Source organism: Stenotrophomonas maltophilia group sp. P373 (assembly GCF_053295075.1).
In genome coordinates, this window is record NZ_CM129994.1 from 4276507 (window position 1) to 4295778 (window position 19272).

Genomic DNA, 19272 nt, shown 5'->3' on the forward strand with positions numbered 1-19272 from the left:
CTCCTTGTCGAGGGTGCGGGGGTAACGGGAACGGTGTGTTGGCGCAGTGGATCACTCGCTCCAGCGGCGGAACACCAGCGAGGTGTTGATGCCGCCGAAGGCGAAGTTGTTGCTCATCACGTACTCGGCCTGCAGTTCGCGGCCCTGCCCGGTGATGAAGTCGAGCTGGCCACAGCGCGGGTCGACCGCGGCCAGGTTCAGGGTGGGCGCGAACCAGCCGGCACGCATCATCTGGATGCTCACCCAGGCCTCGAACGCGCCACAGGCACCCAGCATGTGGCCGACGTAGCTCTTCAGCGAGCTGATCGGCACGCGGCTGCCGAACACCTGTGCGGTGGCCTGGGTCTCGGCGATGTCGCCGTGGTCGGTGGCGGTGCCATGGGCGTTGACGTAGTCGATCTGCGCCGCGTCCAGGCCGGCGTCCTCCAATGCCAGGCGCATGGCCTGGGCCATGGTGTCGGCGCTGGGCTGGGTGACGTGCTGGCCATCGCTGTTGGTGCCGTAGCCGACCACCTCGGCAAGGATGGTGGCGCCGCGCGCCTGCGCGTGTTCCAGGTCTTCCAGGATCAGCGTGCAGGCGCCCTCGCCCAGCACCAGGCCATCGCGGACGGCATCGAACGGGCGAGGCGTGGTCTGCGGCGCGTCGTTGCGCACGCTGGTGGCGAACAGCGTGTCGAACACCGCTGCAGCGGTGGCATCGAGCTGCTCGGCACCGCCGGCCACCATCACCGTCTGCTTGCCGCTGCGGATGGCTTCATAGGCCGCGCCCACACCCTGGCTGCCTGACGTGCAGGCGCTGGAGGTGGTGTACACGCGCCCGGACAGGCCGAAGAACACGCCGATGTTGACCGGCGCGGTGTGGCTCATCATCTTCAGATAGGTCGTGGCGCTGATGCCATCGGTGGTGAATTCGTTGAGCATGCGCCCGAATTCGCCGGTGGCCTCGTGGCTGCCGGACGAGGAGCCATAGGCCACGCCGGTACGGCCACTGCGCAGCACCGGATGCTCATTCAGGCCGGCCTCGCGCAGCGCCACCTCGGTGGCGCGCACCGACATGATCGCGACCTTGCCCATCGAGCGGGTGGTCTTGCGGTTGTAGTTCGGCGGCAGCTCGAAGTCCTGCGCCGGCGCGGCCAGCTTGGTGTTCAGCCCGGCATAGACATCCCACTCGGGCATCGCACGCACCGCGTTGCGGCAGCTGCGCAGGTGCGCTTCGATGGTCGGCCAGTCGTGGCCGAGTGGACTGATGGCAGCGGCGCCGGTAACCACCACGCGACGATCGGCGGCCATCAGAGCATGCCTCCGTTCACCGAGATCACCTGGCGGGTGATGTAGCCGGCCGGTTCGGACAGCAGGAACGCCACGGTAGCCGCCACTTCGTCCGGGCGGCCAACGCGGCCGGCGGGAATCAGCTTGAGCGCGTGTTCAACCACTTCGTCGTTGAGCATTTCGGTCTCGATCAGGCCCGGGGCCACGCAGTTGACGGTGATCTGGCGGCTGGCCAGTTCCAGCGCCAGGGCCTTGGTGGCGCCGATGATGCCGGCCTTGGCGGCACTGTAGTTGACCTGCCCGCGGTTGCCGGCCAGTCCGGAGACCGACGACAGGGTGACGATGCGGCCCGGCTTGCGCCGCCGCACCATCGGCATGATCAGCGGATGCAGCACGTTGTAGAAGCCATCCAGGTTGGTGTGGATGACCTGGTCCCAATCGTCCGCTGACAGCGCCGGGAAGGCGCCATCGCGGGCGATGCCGGCATTGCAGACCACGCCGTAGTAAGCGCCGTGCGCTTCGACATCGGCCTCCAGAGCGGCCCGCGCAGACGCGCGGTCGGCCACGTCGAACACCAGCACGCGGGCCTGCTGGCCCAGTGCCTGGATCTCGGCGACCACCGCCTGCGCTTCATCCACGCGGCTGCGGCAATGCACCACCACGTCGAAGCCATCGCGCGCGATGCGCAGCGCGATGGCCCGGCCGATGCCCCGGCTGGCGCCGGTCACCAGCACGCTTCGATTCCCTGTCATGCCTGTCCACTCTCCAGATAGGCCATCGCGTCGGCCGGTTCGAACACCGACACGTTGGCTGTCGCCCATTCTTCCTCGCCTGCCAGGATGCGGCAGGCGAACATCCCCAATCCATTGTCACCCAACAGCTCGCAGCGCGCCTGTACGCGCAGCCGCGAACCGCTGGGGAAGCTACTGCGCGCGCTGCTGTAGCGGCGGCTGCCGAGCAGGAAGCCCAGCTGCGGTGGCCTGCCGGCCGCACGCGCTCGGCAACCGGCCCAGGCCGCGATGGCCTGCGCCATGTACTCGATGCCGACCCATGCCGGCACCTGGTCATCCTCGACGAACAGGCCGGCCTCGGGCACCACCAGTTCGGCCTCGATGGCGTCCTGGTCCCACTGCGTGATGCGCTCCAGCAGGCACATGTCCTGGCGGTGCGGCACCACGTCTTCGATCGCGTACAGCGTGTTCATCGACGCTCCAGTGCCAGCACGGCATTGCTGCCGCCGAAGGCGAACGAATTGCTCAGCACCCGCCGTGGCGGCTGCGCAAGGCGCGTGCCCGGTGCGACCAGCGGCAGCACCGGCAGTGCCGGGTCGGCCACGCCGTCCCACCAGTGCGGCGGCAGCAGCTGCTGCGGGTTCTCGGCCAGCACGATCCAGCACAGCGCCGCCTCGATGGCACCCGAGGCACCCAGCGTATGGCCGGTCAACGGCTTGGTCGAACTGGCCGGCACGTGGCTGCCGAGCACCTGCGACACGGCCAGGCTTTCCATCGCATCGTTGTGGCCGGTCGCGGTCCCATGCAGGTTCACATAGTCCACTTCGCCGGCGGCCCAGCCAGCACGCTGCAGCGCCTGCTGCAGGGCGTCGATGGCGCCCAGGCCCTGCGGGTCCGGGGCGGACATGTGGTGGGCGTCGGCCGACTCGCCCCACCCCGCCAGGCATACCGGGCCGGGTTCGCGGGTGAGCAGGAACAGCGCGGCGCCTTCGCCGATGTTGATACCAGTACGATGCTGCGAGAACGGATTGCAACGTTGGGCCGAGACCGATTCCAGCGCGCTGAAGCCGGCCACGGTGAAGCGGCACAGCGAATCGGCGCCACCGGCGATCACCGCATCGACGATGCCGGCACGCAGCATGCGTGCGGCCGACATCAGCGCCTTGGCACTGGACGAGCAGGCAGTGGACAGGGTCCATGCCGGCCCCTGTGCGCCACTGCGCTGGCGCACGAACTGCGCGGCGGTGCCCATTTCCTGCTGGGCGTAATCAAAGCCCTGCGGCCACTGGCCCTGTTCGGCATGGCTGCGCAATGCCTGCTCGGATTCACCAATGCCCGAGGTGCTGGTGCCCAGCACCACCGCTACGCGCTCGGCGCCATGGCGGGCGATCGCCGCGGCCACTGCCGGCGCGATCTGAGCCAATGCCACGTCCAGCAGGGCATTGTTGCGCCCGCGCAGGGCCACCGGCAGGTCATCCAGCGCCGGCAGCGGCGTGCGTACTTCCCCCAGCGCCAGGGTGCGCCCCGGCAACAGGCTCTCGTTGTCGCTGAGCCCGCCCGGCGCGTCGGCGAACAGTGCCGACGTCACTTCGGCGCGGCCAGCGCCGAGTGCACAGACCACACCCAGGTCGTTCAGGTAGATTGGTGCGCTCATCGGTCCGGCCCGGCCATGTCGATCGATTCGATGCGCAGCGCATAGCCTTCGGCGCGGTTGTCCAGCTGCACGCTGCCATCGTCCAGCCGCTGCAGGTGCAGCCACACGGTGCCCTCACGCGACAGGCTGCGCTGATGGCCATCATCACTGACCTGCCAGCCCGCCGGCAGCACGGCGGCAATGGCCGCAGTCGGCCACAGCGCGAACTGCAGGTCATCCAGCACGCGCTCGGCGCGCACCTGCGGTGGCAGCCATGGCGCGCGCTGCTGGGTCAGCTGCTGGCCGTCCCATTGCAGGCGCACGCCGGTCTGGCCCATCGCCTGCACGGCCAGCTGCACCCGCTGGGCGTCGGCTTCCAGCAGCGCGTCGAGATCGCGCTCATGCGTGCCGAAGCGGAAATGCAGCTGCTGCTGCAGCGCCAGCGGCGCCGGCAGGCTGGCCGGCGCCAGGCGCAGCGGCGGCAGTTCCACCTGCGGTTTCGGCATGCGGCCGGCACAGGCGGCCAGCAGCAGGCACAGCAGCAGCACCGCAGTACGGGCAATCACGCGCCGCACAGCTGCTCCAGCACGCGCATGCGGCGGCCGCTGTCGTCGGCCACGTAAGGGTTGTTGGTGTCCCAGGCGTAGCCGGCCAGGATGGAGCTGATCATGTCGCGCACTTCGGGCTGCTGTTGCGGGTGGTAGATGATCTTCTGGAAACCGCCCTCGTACCAGCTTTCGACGAAGCGCCGGAAGGTCTTCACGCCGGCACGCAGCGGGATCGAGAACTCGGCCTCCCAGTCCACGGCCTGGCCGGCATAGCGGCGCTTGAGGCATTCACTGGCCAGCTGCGCGGACTTGAAGGCAATGGTCACGCCGGAGGAGAACACCGGATCGAGGAACTCGCCGGCGTTGCCCAGCAACGCGTAGCCGGGCCCCCACAGCGAACTGACGTTGGCCGAATAGCCGGTGATGCGGCGCACCGGCAGCACCGCCCATTCGGCGTTGGCCAGCAGCCCGGTCAGGTTGGGGTCCTCGCCGACGATAGCCTGCAGCTTCTGCAGGTCGTCACCCTCGTAGCGCTCGAAGAACGACGGCTCGGCGACCACGCCCAGCGAACAGCAGCCGTTGGAGAACGGAATCGTCCAGTACCAGACGTCGATGTGCTCGGGGTGGGTGGTGATCAGGATCTTGTTGCGGTCGAAGTCCGCTTCGGCCGGAATGTTGTCGCGCACGTGGCAGAAGATCGCGCCGCGCACCGGGAAGTTGGACGGCGACTCCAGCTGCAGCAACCGCGGCAGCAGCCGCGCGAAACCGGAGGCATCGAGGATGAAATCGGCCTCGATGCGGTATTCACTGCCGTCCGGGCGGCGCACCGTCACCGCCGGTTGCTCGCCCGGCTCGACCGCAAGCACTTCGTCGCCGAAGCGCAGCGTGGTGCCCATGCGCTCGGCACCGCGTGCCAGCACGTTGTCGAAGTCGGCGCGCTGCACCTGGTAGGTGGTGCCCCAACCCGGCGAGAACTTCTTCCTGAAGTCGAATGCAGTGCGCGCTTCGCCGTGCACGAAGGCGGCACCGTTCTTGTACTGGAAGCCCGCCTCGACCACATCCTGCAGCAGGCCGGCCGCCTCGATGTACTCCATGCTCTGCGGCAGCAGGCTTTCGCCGATGGAGAAGCGTGGGAACTGCTGGCGTTCCAGCATCAGCACCTGGCGGCCCTGCTGGCGCAGCATCGCCGCAGCCACCGAACCGGCCGGGCCCGCGCCGATGATCAGGATTTCAGTACGTTCGACAGCATCCACAGCAGTGTTCATCGGTGCGTCCTTGTTGCTCGATCAAGTGGAAAGAAGGAAGTCGGAAACAGGTTCAGGCCGGCGGCAGATCGTGCGGCGGCGGACGGAACAGCGGCGAGATCAGCCAGACCAGGCCGATGCCGAACAGCAGGGTCAGGCCGAACGCGCGCAACGCTGGGGTCTGCGACAGGCCCAGCAGGCCGAACGACAGCCAGGTGCTGGCCGCGCCCACGCACACGGCCAGCCAGGCACTGGCGTCGCCGCGGTGCTCGATCAGGAAAATGCCGTAGTCGATGCCCATGCCCAGCAACAGCATCAGTGCCAGCACGTTGAACAGCTGCAGTGGCTGGCCGAACAGGCCCAGCAGGCCCAGGGTCAGCGCACCGGCAATCAGGGTCGGCGCGAACACGCGCCAGGCCTGGCGGCGATAGCGCAGCCACAGCGCGCCGAACACCAGCACGATGCCGACCAGCAGCAGCCCGCCCATCAGCTTGCGGTAGTGGCCCAGCAGCTGCGAGAAGTCGGCGGTGCGGTCCACCCAGCGCACACCCGGCAGGCCTTCGGCCGCCCCGCGCAGGGTGGCCAGCGCATCGGCGCGCGACAGGTCATCGACCATCACCACGCTGATCATCTGCCCGCCGACCTCGCCCACCCACAGGTGGCGGAACGGCTGCGAGGCCGGCGAGGCCAGGAACGCCTCCGCGGTCAGCGGCGTAGCGGCGAAATCCGGGCGCGGCAGCGGTTCGCCGACCGCCTCGGACACCGCGTCCAGCACGCCCGGTTCCACCTTGGCGGTCAGCGCGGCATCGGCCTGCTGGCGCGACGGCGACGGCAGCCAGTCGCTGATCGCACGGTAGCCACCAATGCGCTTGTCGTTGGCCAGTACACGCAGGCGTTCGGTCAGCGCTTCTTCGCGCTGCAGCAGCTGTGCGGCGTCACTGCCCTGCACCAGGTAGAACTGCGCCGGGCTGGGCATGCCCAGCAGCTGGCTCAGGCGGATCTGCTGGGCCATCAACGCCGGCGGCGAGGACTGCAGGCTGCGCAGGTCGTCGTTGCTGTTCAGGCGGGCAATGCCGATGGCAGACAGCGCCAGCGTGATCACCACGAACACCGTCACCGGCCGGCGGCCATGCAACCGCGGGAAGCGCTCCAGCGTGTTGCCCAGCCACTGCGAGAAACGGGTCTGGCGGATCTCACCGCCATCCAGCCACGGGAACCAGAAAATCACCGTAAGGAAGGCGGCGGCCAGGCCGACCACCGAGAACAATGCCATCTGGCGCAGGCCCGGGAACGGGGCCAGGCCCAGTGCCAGGTAGGCCAGCGCGCTGGTCAGCAGGGCCAGCCACAGGCCGGGCAGCAGGTGCCGCAGCAGCTTCCAGCGACGATCAGCCGGTTCGGCCTGGCGCGAAGCGAACCAATGGATGCCGTAGTCCTCGGCCACGCCCACCAGCGACGCGCCGAACACCAGGGTGAGCACGTGCACCTTTCCGAACACCAGTACGGTCACCGCCAGCGCCACGCCGCAGCCGATCAGCAACGACGCGGCGACCAGCAGGATCGGCCGCAGCGAACGGAACGCCAGCCACACAAGCAGCAGCACTGCGGCCAGCGAGCCCCAGCCGATCGTGTTGATCTCCTGGTTGGCCTGCACCGCCGCCGCTTCGGCGTGCAGCGGCACACCCGCATGCAGGATTTCCAGCTCGGGCACCGCCGCCCTGGCGGCCAGCCCGGCACGTTCCAGCAGGCCGTCGAGATGGCGCTCGCCGTCAAGCTGGAACGCCGACCCCGGCGTATCGAACTGCAGTACGGCCCAATGCCTGCCCTCGGCTTCGAGCAGGCCATCATCGCCCAGCCGCAACCCCGACCCCTGCGCCTGCTGCTGCCACCATTGCGGCCACAGCGAGAGCGGGTCTTGCCGCCAATCGGTCAGGCGCGGTGCGCCCATCGGACCGTACAGCGCAGCCAACGCCTGCTCGGCCAACGCGCCCGGCTCGCTGCCCTGCAGCTGCTCGCGCTGGGCCGGGGTCAGCAGGCGGTCGCGGTACGGCGCGTAGAACGCGCGCGCCTCGTCGAACCAGCCTTCGATCGAACCACTGGGCACCAGCAACGCGCTGTCGGCATCCGCCGCCATCGCCGCAGCGAACGCCGCCTGTGCGCGCTTGGCGGCGGCGCCATCCTTGCTGCCCAGCAGCACCACCACCTGGCGCGAGCTGCCGTCGGCGATGCGCCGGGTGACGTCACTCAACAGGCGGTCATGCGCGTCCTGCGGCAGCAGGGCGAGGATGTCGGTGTCGATCCGCGACTGCTGGCTCCACAGGCGCCATTGCTGCGCACCCAACACCAGCAGGAGCACCAGCCAGGCGATGCCCAGCCAGTGCCACCAGCGCCGCAACCGGTCCGGCCCGTTCGATGCTGCCCCCTCACTCAAAGCGGCGTGCCTCGTCGGCGGTGAGCGTGGCCGGCGCTTCGCTCAGTGCACTGAACTGGATCTGCGTGCGGTCCTTGTTGGCCTCGACGATCTCGACCTGGCGCACGTAGCGGTCACCTTGCAGGGTCAGCGACTGGAACGCCTTGGCCAGCATCGCCGACTTCGGCGTCAGTCGCAGCCGCCAGCCCTGCCCTTCACGGCTGGCCGCCACGTTGAACTGGCCGGACAGCGCCTGCACGTCGCCACTCATCAGCGCGAACATGATCGCGTTCACCGAACGCATCGCCGGCTGCTGCCGTGCATCGAGCTCGACACGAGTGCTGCCATCGCGCTGGCGGCTGAGGATGCGGTCGGCGGTGACCACCACTTCGGAGGGGAACGGCTTGAGCGTGGTCCAGATCACGCCATGCTGGCGCGCGACCACGAACTGGCCCTGCGAGCGCAGCGGGTTCTTGAAGCCGCTGACCTGCTTTTCCTGGCTGAACTGGCCACGCAGCACGTCCGGCCGCGCCACCGCCTGGGTGATCGCATCGATGGCGGGGTCGGCGGCCTGCACCTGCGGTGCGGCAATGAACATCAGCGCGCACAGCAGCACGCTGGAAAGACGGGCAAGCATGTTCACGGCGCAGGCACTCCCAGGCGTTCCCACAGTACCGGCGGGCACTGGTACAGCATTTCCTTGCTGGCCGCGTCCACCGCGACCTGGATGGTCATCGCGCGGGTCAGCACCTGGCCGCTTTCCGCATCAAGGATCTCGTACTCGATCTTCAGCCGGTTCTCCCATTCCACGATGCGCGCAACCACGCGCAGCGCCTGGTTGAACAGCAGCGGGCGCACGTACTTCACCCGCGCATCGACCACCGGCCACAGGTAGCCCGATTCGAGCATCTGCGGGTAGTCGTAGTCATAGCGCCCGAGCAGCGCGCAGCGCGCGATCTCGAAGTACTTGAAGTAGTTGCCATGCCAGACCACGTTCATCGGATCGCAGTCATGGAAGGCGGGGGTCAGCGCAACCTCGCCGACCCGTTCGATGGCCTCATTCACCGGCATACAGCTCCCAACGTTGCGCGCGGATCTCCACCAGCAGTTCCCGCAGTTCGCGATCCAGCGCGCGGTCTTCTTCAACCAGGGCGATGCGCTGCCCCAGGTCGGCGTACATGTCGGCCAGACTGCCATGCAGCTGCGCGTTCAGGCCAACCCGTTCGCGCAGCGCCAGGCCCTGGCGGGCGGCGATCAGCATCGCGGCCACCACCTGTTCAGTCAGCTCGATCACGCGCAGGCAGTCGCGCGCGGCGATGGTGCCCATGCTGACCTTGTCCTGGTTGTGGCACTCGGTGGAGCGCGAAAACACGCTGGCCGGCAGGGTCTGCTTCAGCGCTTCGGCCGTCCAGGCCGACACGCTGATCTGCAGCGCCTTCAGGCCGTGGTTGATGGCCGCGCGCGGGCCCGTGGCCGCCGACAGGTTGGCCGGCAGGCCATGGTTGTAGCGGGCATCGACCACCAGCGCCAACTGGCGGTCGAGCAGATCGGCCACGTTGGCTACGGTGTTCTTCAGGGTGTCCATCGCCAGCGCGATGTGGCCGCCGTAGAAGTGGCCGCCATGCAGGATGCGCTCGCCATCGGCATCGATCAGCGGATTGTCGTTGGCGCTGTTCAGTTCGGTTTCGATCAGCTGGCGCAGGAACGGCAGGCTGTCCTCCAGCACGCCGATCACGTGCGGCGCGCAGCGCAGCGAGTAGCGGTCCTGCAGGCGCTGTTCATTGCGCGGCGGACGCTCGCTGTGCAGGTCGCTGCGCAGACGCGCGGCGATGCGGCCCTGGCCCGGATGCGGCTTGGCCGCGAACAGGGTTTCGTCGAAGTGGTGCGCGTTGCCGTCGCTGGCCAGCACGTTGAACGCGGTCAGGCGCGTGGCCATGCGCGCCAGGTAGTCGGCGCGCTGCCAGGCCAGGCAGGCCAGGCCGGTCATCACCGCTGTGCCGTTCATGATCGCCAGGCCTTCCTTCGGCCGCAGCTTCAGCGGGGTCATGCCGATCTTCGCCAGCACCTCGGCCGCCGGCTGCACGCGGCCATCGTGCAGCACCTCGCGCTCGCCACACAGCACCGCAGCCACGTACGACAGCGGGGTCAGGTCGCCGCTGGCACCGACCGAGCCTTCGGCCGGAATCATCGGCAGCACATCGTGCTGCAGCAGCGTGGCCAGGCCTTCCAGCAGCGGCACGCTGACACCGGACATGCCGCGCACCAGCGATGCCAGGCGCGCGGCCAGCACCGCACGGGTCTCGACCGGGTCCAGGTAGCGGCCCAGGCCGCAGCCATGGTAGGTGTACAGGTGGTGCGGCAGTTCAGCCACCAGCGCCGGCGGGATGTTCACCGTGCACGAATCGCCATAGCCGGTGGTCACACCGTAGATCACGCCATCCTCGCGCAGCAGGCGGTCAAGGAAGTCGGCACCGCGCTGGATGTGTGCGCGGAACGCCGGCGCGTCGCTCAGTGCGGCCTCGCACTGGCGCTGGGCCAGGGCAACCACGTCTTCGATGGTCAACGGTGCATCGCCAAAGCGGCACACGGGTACGGCGTCAGTCGTCATGCGGAGCCTGATCCCAGAAGGGGAAGAAATTGAACCAGTCCAACGGGGACTGGATGACCTGGAGTTCCAGCCAGCGCGCGAAGCGCTGTGCCTGTTCGGCAAGTGCCGCGTCGCGCGAGCCACGCGGCAGCACGATGCGTTCGGCGAATTGTTCAAATGCCACGCGATAGCCCTCGCCCTGGTGCAGGCAGGCCATGGTGTAGACCGGGCAGCCCAGCGCCGCGGCCAGCACATAGGCGCCGATCGGGAATGGCGCGCGATGGCCGAGGAAATCGGCGGTGACGCTGCGGCCGCCCTGCACCGGCGTGCGGTCGCCGACGATGGCGACGAAGCCACCGGCCGCCACGCGCTCGGCCAGCATCACCGCGGTGGCCGGCCCCATTTCGGTCACCTGCACCAGCTCCACCGCCGCCAGCGGGTCCAGCCGCTGCAGCAGGCGGTTGAAGCGCTGCGCATGCGCCGTATGCACCAGCACGGTGATGCGGAACCCCGGCACCTGTTCGGCCAGCACCTGGCACAGTTCCAGGCAGCCGATGTGCGCGGTGAGGATCAGACCGCCTTCGCGGCGCGCGATCTTCTGCAGCACCAGGTCGCGGTGCAGGTGAATACGGTTGGCCGGGTAGCGCCCGCCCAGGCCGAGGATCTTGTCCAGCATCGTGTCGGCGAAGGCGAAGAAGTGGCACAGGCTGTCGCGCCGGGTCGGCGCGCGGCCGAGCACACCGCTGTATGCCTGCAGCCGCTGCAGGTACTGCATCGAGGCCTGTCGCCCCACACGGTTGCCCAGCCAATGGCAGGCCACCACCGGCCACGCGCACAGGCGGAATGGCCAGCGCCCGAACCAGCGGTGCACCCAGCACAGGAACAGCACGCCGGCCACCGACGTCGATTCGCCGATATCGGCCCAGTGCGGGGCATCCTGCGCGGTCGCCATCTCAGCGCTGCCCCTGCAGGCGGCGCCACAGCAGCCGCGGTGCGCGCCAGAGCATGCCGAAGAACAGGCGGGTGTGCATGCGGCTGATGCGCACGTTGTCGCGCCACACATCGAAGTGCGACACGCCATCGGCGGGATAGGTCACGCGCGTGGCCAGGTGCTCAACCGGCAGCTGGCGCCAGTACAGGCGCACCATCACTTCAGTATCGAAATCCATGCGCCGGCCGATGGTCTCTTCACCGATCAGGCGCAGCACCGGTGGCAGTGGATACACCCGGAAGCCGCACATGGTGTCGCGCAGGTGCAGCGACAGCGTGTTGATCCAGACCCAGACGTGGGTGGCGTAGCGGCCATACAGGCGTGCCTTGGGAACACTGGCGTCGTAGGCCGGAATGCCGCAGATCACCGCGTCGGGATGCACACGCGCGGCCTCGATGAAGCGTGGCAGGTCAGCGGTATCGTGCTGGCCGTCTGCGTCGATCTGCAGCACGTGGCTGTAGCCACGCGCGCCGGCTTCAGCAAAACCGGCCAGCATCGCCCCACCCTTGCCCTGGTTGGCGTCCAGGCGCAGCAGGTCAACGCCCTGGCGCTGTGCCAGCGTGCGCAGCACCGCCGCGCACGCCTCATGCGAACCATCGTCGACCAACAGGCAAGGCAGGCCAGCGGCCTGCACACCGTCGACCACCGCCACGATGGCGTGCTCGTGGTCGTAGACGGGAATCACCACCAGTGGCGCAAACGCGGCACCGGCAACGGCCGGGTCAGTCCGCATCGGCGAACACCACCCTGCCGCTGGCATGTACACCGTGGCTGGAGGTATAGCGGAAGGCCAGCACGTTGCGTGCGGCATCCCAGTCCAGCTGCAGGGTCAACTCATCGCCGGGGCGGGCCACGTGCTGGAACTTCACCGCGTCCATGCGCAGGAACGCGCGCGGCATCGCAAATGCCTGGCGGCCGAAACGCATCGCCCAGTCCAACTGCGCCACACCGGGCAGGATCGCCGCCTGCGGGAAGTGGCCCTGGAACGGCCGCAGCGCCGGGTCGAGGGTCATGCGCAGCGTGGCGCTGGCGGCGTCGCGGCGGTCCCAGACCGGCACCGGCATCAGTGGCTGGAACAGCGCCGCCAATGCCGCCTGGGTCACCTTGCCCTGCGCGTTGATCGGCAACGCCTGCACCAGGCGCCAACGGCGCGGCCGGGTCACCGCGTCATGCGCATGCGCCAGGCGCGCGCCCAGGCGTTGGCCCAGCGCACGGCGCGCGGCGTCGCCGCCCTCCAGCAGCGCCGGATCGGCCGGAACCACCACGGCGGCCAGCTGCTCGCGCTGCCCGGGCAGCACCAGCACGCGCACGTCATCCACTTCGGCGTCTTCGCGCAGCGCGCGTTCCAGCGCATCCAGCGAGACGCGGCGCTCTTCGATCTTGACGATGCGGTCGGCGCGGCCCAGCAGCCGGAAACGGCCATCGGCCAGGGCTTCCACGCGGTCCTGGGTGCGCCACCAGCCGGGGGTTTCCAGATGCGCCGAGGCCACCGCCAGGCAGCCGTCGTCGATCCGCCACTGCACACCCGGCAGCGGCTGCCACGGCGGCAGGTCGGTGTCCCAGCGGCGCCAGGCGATACCGCCGGTCTCGCTGCTGCCATAGACCTCGGTCGGGGCCACGCCCAACCACTGCCGCACGTGTCGCGCCGCGTCCTCCGGCAGCGGGCCACCGGAGGAGAACACCGCGCGCAGGCGGCCATGCAGGCTGGCCCAGTCGAGCTGCTCGGGCAGGCGCTTGAGATGGGCCGGCGTCGCCACCAGCACCGTGTCGGTACCGGCCAGCGCACCCACCAGGTCTTCGTGGAAGAACCGACGCGGATGGATCAGGCGGCCGGCGGCCAGCGGCCACAGCACGCGGAACAGCAGCCCGTAGATGTGCTGGTGGGACACCGTGCCGTGCACCTGCGCGCCATCCAGCTGCGCACCGAACGCGGCCTGCAGCGCTTCCACCTCGCGCGCCAGCTGGTCCAGGCGCTTGCCGATCGCACTGGGCTGGCCGGTGCTGCCGGAGGTGAACACGCACAGCTCGCAGGCGCGCTCGTCCAGCGCCTGCAGTTCGTCGTCCAGTGTGGCGTCCAGCGCCGCCAGCGGGCGGTAGTCGGCCGGTACGTCGCCCGCGAAACCGCTCACCTGCGGCTGCAGCGCCTGCAGCGTGGCCGGCAGGTTGTCAGCGGCCAGGAACACCCGCTTGCCGGCATGCCAGGCGCCGAACAGCGCCGCAGCGAAGGCCACGGCGTCATCGAAATACAGGGCCCAGTCGCGGCCTTCAGCCGCCGCAAAGGCGGCGCGCCAGCCCCGTACGCGCTGGCGGAAGCAGGCGTGGTCAACCATGTCTCCGTCGCACAGGCCGACGCTGCGCTGCGGCCGCGCCTCCAGCAGCAGCCGGTCCAGGGCAATCCACTCAGCCATGCGCGTGCGCCGCCTTCACCCGCCGCCGCACCAGCCACTCACCTGCGAACAACACGCCCATCATCACGTACGCCAACAATCCGTTGTAGAGCATCCAGGCCCGGTCCGACGCGTACAGCGCGGTCAGCAGGGCCAGGCTGCCGTTGAGAACGAAGAAGCCGCACCACACCTGGGTGACGCGGCGGGTATAGGCCACCGCGAACGGGGGCAGGTCCGGCTCCTGCAGCCGCGCCAGGCGCTCCACCAACGGCGGCCCGAAGCGCAGGCTGGTGCCGAACACCGCCAGCATCACCGCATTGACCAGCGCCGGGTACAGCTTCAGCGGCAGGGCCTGGTTGAGCACGGTGGCCAGCACCGCCAGCAGGCCGGTGCCGGCGGCGGCGGCCCACCACAACGGCTGGCGCGTGCTCAGCGCACGCAGCAGGGCCAGGGTGAACAGCAGCAGCGACAGCCAGCGCGGCTCGAAGCGGCCCATCGCCAGGTACACCAGCAGCGGGTAGGCAAGCGAAATCGCTGCCACCACGACGGTACGTGCGCGAGCCATGGCGAAGCCGCCGGCGCTGCGGTCAGGCGGCTGCCTGGTCCGGCAGCAGTCCATACACGACATCAACGATGTCCTGCACGGTGCGCACGGCCTTGAACGCTTCCGGCTGCAGGTTGCGGCCGAGCAGTGGCTTGAGCTGCACGATCAGGTCGACCGCATCGATGCTGTCGATGTCCAGGTCGTCGTAGAGCCGGGCCTCGGGGGTGATCCGGGCGGTTTCAATCTCGAAGCTGTCGGTCAGGATGCTGACGATGCGTTCGAACAGTTCATTCTTGGTCATGGCTATTCCTGGCGCCGTTACGACTGGCGGGCGGCGACGAACTCGCCGAGCGCGCGCACGCTGGAGAAATGGCGACGGGTTTCTTCCGAATCGGCCGAGAGGCTGACACCGTACTTCTTCTGCAGCGCCAGGCCCAGCTCCAGCGCGTCGATCGAATCCAGGCCGAGGCCCTCGACGAACAGCGGCGCGGTCGGATCGATGTCCTCCGGCGTGATGTCCTCCAGCGAAAGGGAGGAAATGATCAATTCCTTGATCTCGTGCTCAAGTGCTTGCACGGGGCGGATCTCCAGACAGGTCGAAATAACGAGAAAGGTGCTCGGTGACGCGGCGGGCTGCCAAGGCATCCCCCCTTGGCGAGTCGTCATCGGCCAGGAAGGGCGCGATCGGGATATCTTCGCCGATCTGCAGCCGAACGTGAAAGCGACGTGAGGGGACACGATACCACTTCTGTCCCTTGGTCAACGTGGGCGGGGTGCAGGTGATCCGCACCGGGGTGATGTCCAGCCGGCCACGGACGGCGATGTTGGCGGCCCCGCGCTGCAGCCGCGGCGGCTGGCCCGGCACGCTGCGGGTGCCTTCGGGGAAGATCACCAGGGTGCCGCCGGCGTGCACCGCCGCCACGCAGTCATCGACCAGGCCAGCGCCATCGTCATTGGAGATGTAGCCGGCCGCTCGCACCGGACCGCGCATGAACGGGTTGCAGGCCACAGCCCGTTTCACCACGCAATCGGCGTTGGGCAGCAGCGAGATCAGGCAGACCACGTCGATCAGGGTCGGGTGATTGGCCAGCACCAGCAAACCGTCGCGCTGCAGGCGTTCACCGCCCTCGATCTGGTAGGTCATCACCCCCAGCGCGCGCATCAGGCGCAGATGGCTGGCAAAGGCAACCTGAACCACGCGGCGGGCCCGACGGCGACGGACCACCGGGTCGCGCATCAGCAGCAGCACCGGCATCACCAGCACGCCCAGCAGCAGGCCGCCCATGCCGAATGCGGCAAAGCTCAGGCCGGTGCCGAGCACCCGCCAGGCATGATCGAGACGGCGCAGCGCCTCAGCCACGGCGCCCCCAGCGCCAGCGCTGGCCCTGGGCCACGTGCTCAAGCGCCGGCGCACCGGACAGCAGGAAGCGGTGCAGGTCCAGCGCGTGCGGCAGCGCGCCCGGGGCGGTGGCAGGGGCCTCCGGCGCCGCCTCCCACTGCAGGGAGAGGGTCGGCTGGCCCGGCATCGGCGCCGTCAAACGCCAACACCAGGCAAAGAACGGGTCGGGTTCGTCGGCGAACGTCGAGTAAATCTCGGGAAGGCGCGACTCATACACCACGACCCGCACCTCGCCGGCGCCATCGGCGAGCAGACCGGCCGCTTCCAGGCAGGCGGTCTCGACCGTGGCCTGGCCGGCGGCCAGCGCCAGGTAGTTGCCACGGTGGCCGCGCGCGATCGAGTACAACGCCGCGATCGCGTTGTGCACCGACAGGCCGAACCCCGTCGGTGACAAGGGCTGATCACTGGCCAGCGCCCCCAGCAGCTCCATCGAACGGGCCACGTCGCCGTGGCGGCTGGCGAACACCAGCGGGACCTGGTTGTCCGCCCCCTGCCCATCCTCGCACCAGCAGGCAGCCTGGATCGCCATCCGGCCCAGCCGCTCGATGCGGCGGCGCTGCATTGCCGGGATCTCGGCCAGCGCCGGCGTGTCTTCGCCAACCGGCGGATACGGCGCATCGGCCCAGCCCAGCCACTGGCTACGCTCGCTCAGGCCGGGCGCCCAGGCAGCCCAGTCGACGATGGAGAATTCGATCATTTAGCGAAGGTGCTTCAACGGGAGAACGATAGGCACGAGCCATTACGGCGACGCGCGGCGGCCCCCCAGTCCTGCAGCCGTGCGTCCGTCCAGGACGTCGCCGGCTGCCCCCCTGGCTGCCGGAAAGGAGCGCACGCTAGCACGTCCTGCACGGGGTGTGCAGGTTTCACATTCCCCAACACGGGAGCCGGCACCGGCGGCCCCCGCTTCAATCGATCAGTGGTAACCGGTATCGGCGTGCACCTTGCCGCGGAACACCCGGTACGACCACGCCGTGTAGCCGAGGATGACCGGCAGCAGAATGACCAGCCCGACCAGGGTGAAGCCCAGCGAGGAGGCCGGCGCGGCGGCCTGCCACAGGGTCATCGACGGTGGCAGCAGGTAGGGCCACATCCCCAGCACCAGGCCGAGGAAGCCGAGTACGAACAGGGCCAGGCTGAGCAGGAACGGCGGCAGGTCACGGCGCGGGTGGGTGGCACTGCGCCACAGCGCAGCGGCTACCGCCAGGGTCAACAGCGGCACCGGCGACAGCCACCAGAAGTTGCCGTCGCTGAACCAGCGCGCCATCAACCGCGAATCGAGGAACGGCAGCCAGCTGCTGACCAGGCCCATCGCCGCGATCACCGCCACCACCAGCGGCCGGGTCATCTGCCGCGCCAGCGCCTGCACGCGCCCGTCGGTCTTCAGGATCAGCCAGGTGCTGCCCAGCAGCGCATAGCCGGCCACCAGCGCGGCACCGGTCAGCATCGCGAACGGGCTGAACCAGGCGAACGGCCCGCCCTGATAGACACCGTCCACCAGCGGGATGCCCTGCACCAGGGTGCCCAGGATCACGCCCTGGGCGAACGTCGCCAGCAGCGAACCGAGGCCGAACGCCACGCTCCACAGCCGGCGTGACCGATGTGCCTTGAAGCGGAATTCAAAGGCCACGCCACGGAACACCAGCGCCACCACCAGCACCAGCACCGGCAGGTACAGCGCCGACAACAGCACCGCATAGGCCCTGGGGAAGGCCGCCAGCAGGCCGGCACCACCCAGCACCAGCCAGGTCTCGTTGCCGTCCCAGATCGGCGCGGCGGTGTTCATCATCAGGTCCAGCTGCTCCTCGTCCTCGGCGAAGGGGGCGAGGATGCCGATGCCAAGCACGAAGCCGTCCAGCACCACGTACATCAGCACGCCGAAGCCGATCACCGCGAACCACGCCACCGGCAGCCAGGTCATCAGGTCCATGTCAGCGCTCCTCCAGCGGTTCGTCGGCTGCCGACAGCGGGCGCGCCGGGGTGTGGCTGCCGTGGTCCAGCGACGGCCCTTCGGCGTAGGGCTGCGGTCCGTGGCGCAGGATCTTCACCAGGTACCAGATGCCCCAGCCGAACACGAAGGCATAGCCAACCACGTAGACACCCAGCGACAGCGCGGTCATCCACGCGCTCTGCGGGCCGACCGCATCGGCGGTGCGCAGCAGGCCATACACCACCCATGGCTGGCGCCCCATCTCGGTGACGAACCACCCCGACAGCAGCGCGATGAAGCCGCTGGGCAGCATCCAGTTCCAGCCGCGCAACAGCCATGGCGAATCGAGCAGCTTGTTGCGCCACAGCTGGAAGGCCGACACCCAGGCCAGCAGCAGCATCAGCGTGCCCAGCCCGACCATGATGCGGAAGGCAAAGAACACCGGCGTCACCGGCGGCCGCTCGCTGGCCGGTACCGCGGTCAGCGGGTCGAAGGTGCCGTCCAGGCTGTGGGTCAGGATCACGCTGCCCAGCTTCGGGATGGCCACTTCGAAATCGTTGCGCTCCTCCTTCTCGTTGGGCAGCGCGAACACCACCAGCGGTACACCCTCGCCTTCCCGGGTCTCATGCCAATGCGCTTCCACCGCCGCGATCTTCATCGGCTGGTGCTTGAGCGTGTTCAGGCCATGCATGTCGCCGACGAAGATCTGCACCGGCACGGTCAGCGCGGCGAATGCCACAGCGGCGATCAGCATGCGCCGGCCCGCTTCCACGTGCGTGCCCCTGCGCAGGTACCACGCACCCACGCCACCAATCACGAAACAGGTGGTGATGAACGAGCCCAGCGCCATGTGCGCGAGGCGGTAGGGGAACGAGGGATTGAACACCACCTGCCACCAGTCCACCGGATGCACGATGCCGTTGACCATCTCGTAGCCGGCCGGCGTGTGCAGCCAGCTGTTGGACGACAGGATCCAGAACGTGGAGAACAGCGTGCCCAGCGCAACCATGCAGGTGGACAGGAAATGCAGGCGCGGCGAGACCCGGCCCCAGCCGAACATCATCACGCCGAGGAAGCTGGCTTCCAGGAAGAACGCGGTCAGCACCTCGTAGGTCAGCAGCGGGCCGATGACCGTGCCGGCCACCTCGCTCAGCCGCGGCCAGTTGGTACCGAACTGGAAGGCCATGACGATGCCGCTGACCACGCCCATGCCGAACGACACCGCGAAGATCTTCTGCCAGAAGAAGTACAGCTCGCGCCACACGGGCAGCCTCGTGCGCAGCCAGCGCCACTCGATAAAGGCCAGCCAGCTGGCCGTACCGATGGTGAAGGCGGGGAACAGCACGTGGAAACTGATGACGAATCCGAACTGGATCCGGGACAACAACAACGCGTCCAAGGGACGCCTCCTGCCTGCGACCGGTGGGATACCGGACCACTTTAGGAGGATTTCGTTAAGACGGGATGCGACCGGGTGACGCGCTGCTTCACTTTGTCGCAGGGGTCAACCGTTCTGGTAGCTGCCAACCCTGGTTGGCACACACGCCCAAACGCCGACCCAGGTCGGCCTCTACCCACCGCGATTGGAGCGGCCCCTTGGCGGGT

20 protein-coding genes are annotated in these 19272 nt (G+C 68.8%); all 20 read right to left on the minus strand.

Annotation, left to right across the window (positions count from 1 at the left end; genetic code table 11):
- Positions 1–51 precede the first annotated feature (51 nt).
- Positions 52–1290 carry a beta-ketoacyl-ACP synthase gene (locus ACSYHF_RS19805; protein ID WP_134956204.1) on the minus strand — a complete coding sequence of 413 codons (1239 nt, stop codon included), beginning with the start codon at positions 1288–1290 and terminating at the stop codon, positions 52–54.
- Entirely contained in the window at positions 1290–2021 is a 732-nt protein-coding gene (locus tag ACSYHF_RS19810) for a 3-ketoacyl-ACP reductase FabG2 (RefSeq protein ID WP_049416034.1), read from the minus strand. Before ACSYHF_RS19810 ends, ACSYHF_RS19805 begins: the two co-directional genes overlap by 1 nt.
- The gene (locus tag ACSYHF_RS19815) at positions 2018–2473 is read right to left on the minus strand and encodes an ApeP family dehydratase (RefSeq protein WP_005420287.1); all 456 of its coding nucleotides are present in this window, start codon (positions 2471–2473) and stop codon (positions 2018–2020) included. The genes ACSYHF_RS19810 and ACSYHF_RS19815 overlap by 4 nt, the downstream gene beginning before the upstream one ends.
- A complete protein-coding gene (locus tag ACSYHF_RS19820; RefSeq protein WP_005420288.1) occupies positions 2470–3654 on the minus strand; it encodes a beta-ketoacyl-ACP synthase in 1185 nt (394 codons plus the stop codon). The genes ACSYHF_RS19815 and ACSYHF_RS19820 overlap by 4 nt, the downstream gene beginning before the upstream one ends.
- Positions 3651–4208, minus strand: a complete 558-nt coding sequence (locus tag ACSYHF_RS19825) for a DUF3261 domain-containing protein (RefSeq protein WP_329916082.1) — start codon at positions 4206–4208, stop codon at positions 3651–3653. The genes ACSYHF_RS19820 and ACSYHF_RS19825 overlap by 4 nt, the downstream gene beginning before the upstream one ends.
- Positions 4196–5446, minus strand: coding sequence for an NAD(P)/FAD-dependent oxidoreductase (locus tag ACSYHF_RS19830; protein WP_005420291.1), 1251 nt, complete (start codon positions 5444–5446; stop codon positions 4196–4198). The genes ACSYHF_RS19825 and ACSYHF_RS19830 overlap by 13 nt, the downstream gene beginning before the upstream one ends.
- A gap of 52 nt (positions 5447–5498) precedes the next feature.
- A complete protein-coding gene (locus ACSYHF_RS19835) occupies positions 5499–7853 on the minus strand; it encodes an MMPL family transporter (RefSeq protein ID WP_329916081.1) in 2355 nt (784 codons plus the stop codon).
- Complete coding sequence (locus ACSYHF_RS19840) at positions 7846–8469, minus strand: LolA family protein (RefSeq protein ID WP_170944939.1); 624 nt, start codon at positions 8467–8469, stop codon at positions 7846–7848. Before ACSYHF_RS19840 ends, ACSYHF_RS19835 begins: the two co-directional genes overlap by 8 nt.
- A gap of 2 nt (positions 8470–8471) precedes the next feature.
- Positions 8472–8903: an acyl-CoA thioesterase gene (locus ACSYHF_RS19845; protein WP_065196795.1), complete on the minus strand. Its 432-nt coding sequence runs from the start codon at positions 8901–8903 to the stop codon at positions 8472–8474.
- On the minus strand, positions 8890–10440 hold the full coding sequence (locus ACSYHF_RS19850) for an HAL/PAL/TAL family ammonia-lyase (RefSeq protein ID WP_032954644.1): 1551 nt from the start codon (positions 10438–10440) through the stop codon (positions 8890–8892). Before ACSYHF_RS19850 ends, ACSYHF_RS19845 begins: the two co-directional genes overlap by 14 nt.
- The gene (locus ACSYHF_RS19855; RefSeq protein ID WP_065177839.1) at positions 10430–11371 is read right to left on the minus strand and encodes an LpxL/LpxP family acyltransferase; all 942 of its coding nucleotides are present in this window, start codon (positions 11369–11371) and stop codon (positions 10430–10432) included. Before ACSYHF_RS19855 ends, ACSYHF_RS19850 begins: the two co-directional genes overlap by 11 nt.
- A 1-nt stretch (position 11372) precedes the next feature.
- Positions 11373–12143: a glycosyltransferase family 2 protein gene (locus ACSYHF_RS19860; protein WP_065196793.1), complete on the minus strand. Its 771-nt coding sequence runs from the start codon at positions 12141–12143 to the stop codon at positions 11373–11375.
- On the minus strand, positions 12133–13818 hold the full coding sequence (locus ACSYHF_RS19865; RefSeq protein WP_069138863.1) for an AMP-binding protein: 1686 nt from the start codon (positions 13816–13818) through the stop codon (positions 12133–12135). The genes ACSYHF_RS19860 and ACSYHF_RS19865 overlap by 11 nt, the downstream gene beginning before the upstream one ends.
- Positions 13811–14362, minus strand: a complete 552-nt coding sequence (locus ACSYHF_RS19870) for a COG4648 family protein (RefSeq protein WP_049416044.1) — start codon at positions 14360–14362, stop codon at positions 13811–13813. The genes ACSYHF_RS19865 and ACSYHF_RS19870 overlap by 8 nt, the downstream gene beginning before the upstream one ends.
- Positions 14363–14384: 22 nt before the next feature.
- The gene (locus ACSYHF_RS19875) at positions 14385–14642 is read right to left on the minus strand and encodes an acyl carrier protein (RefSeq protein WP_005420312.1); all 258 of its coding nucleotides are present in this window, start codon (positions 14640–14642) and stop codon (positions 14385–14387) included.
- Positions 14643–14659: 17 nt separating this feature from the next.
- Entirely contained in the window at positions 14660–14917 is a 258-nt protein-coding gene (locus ACSYHF_RS19880) for a phosphopantetheine-binding protein (RefSeq protein WP_005411610.1), read from the minus strand.
- Positions 14904–15701 (minus strand): lysophospholipid acyltransferase family protein, encoded by a 798-nt coding sequence (locus tag ACSYHF_RS19885; protein WP_005420313.1) that lies wholly within the window; start codon positions 15699–15701, stop codon positions 14904–14906. Before ACSYHF_RS19885 ends, ACSYHF_RS19880 begins: the two co-directional genes overlap by 14 nt.
- Positions 15694–16437 (minus strand): beta-ketoacyl synthase chain length factor, encoded by a 744-nt coding sequence (locus ACSYHF_RS19890; protein ID WP_005420315.1) that lies wholly within the window; start codon positions 16435–16437, stop codon positions 15694–15696. The genes ACSYHF_RS19885 and ACSYHF_RS19890 overlap by 8 nt, the downstream gene beginning before the upstream one ends.
- A gap of 216 nt (positions 16438–16653) precedes the next feature.
- On the minus strand, positions 16654–17667 hold the full coding sequence (cydB, locus tag ACSYHF_RS19895; protein ID WP_005420317.1) for a cytochrome d ubiquinol oxidase subunit II: 1014 nt from the start codon (positions 17665–17667) through the stop codon (positions 16654–16656).
- Position 17668: 1 nt separating this feature from the next.
- Positions 17669–19066, minus strand: a complete 1398-nt coding sequence (locus tag ACSYHF_RS19900) for a cytochrome ubiquinol oxidase subunit I (protein WP_065177834.1) — start codon at positions 19064–19066, stop codon at positions 17669–17671.
- Positions 19067–19272 lie beyond the last annotated feature (206 nt).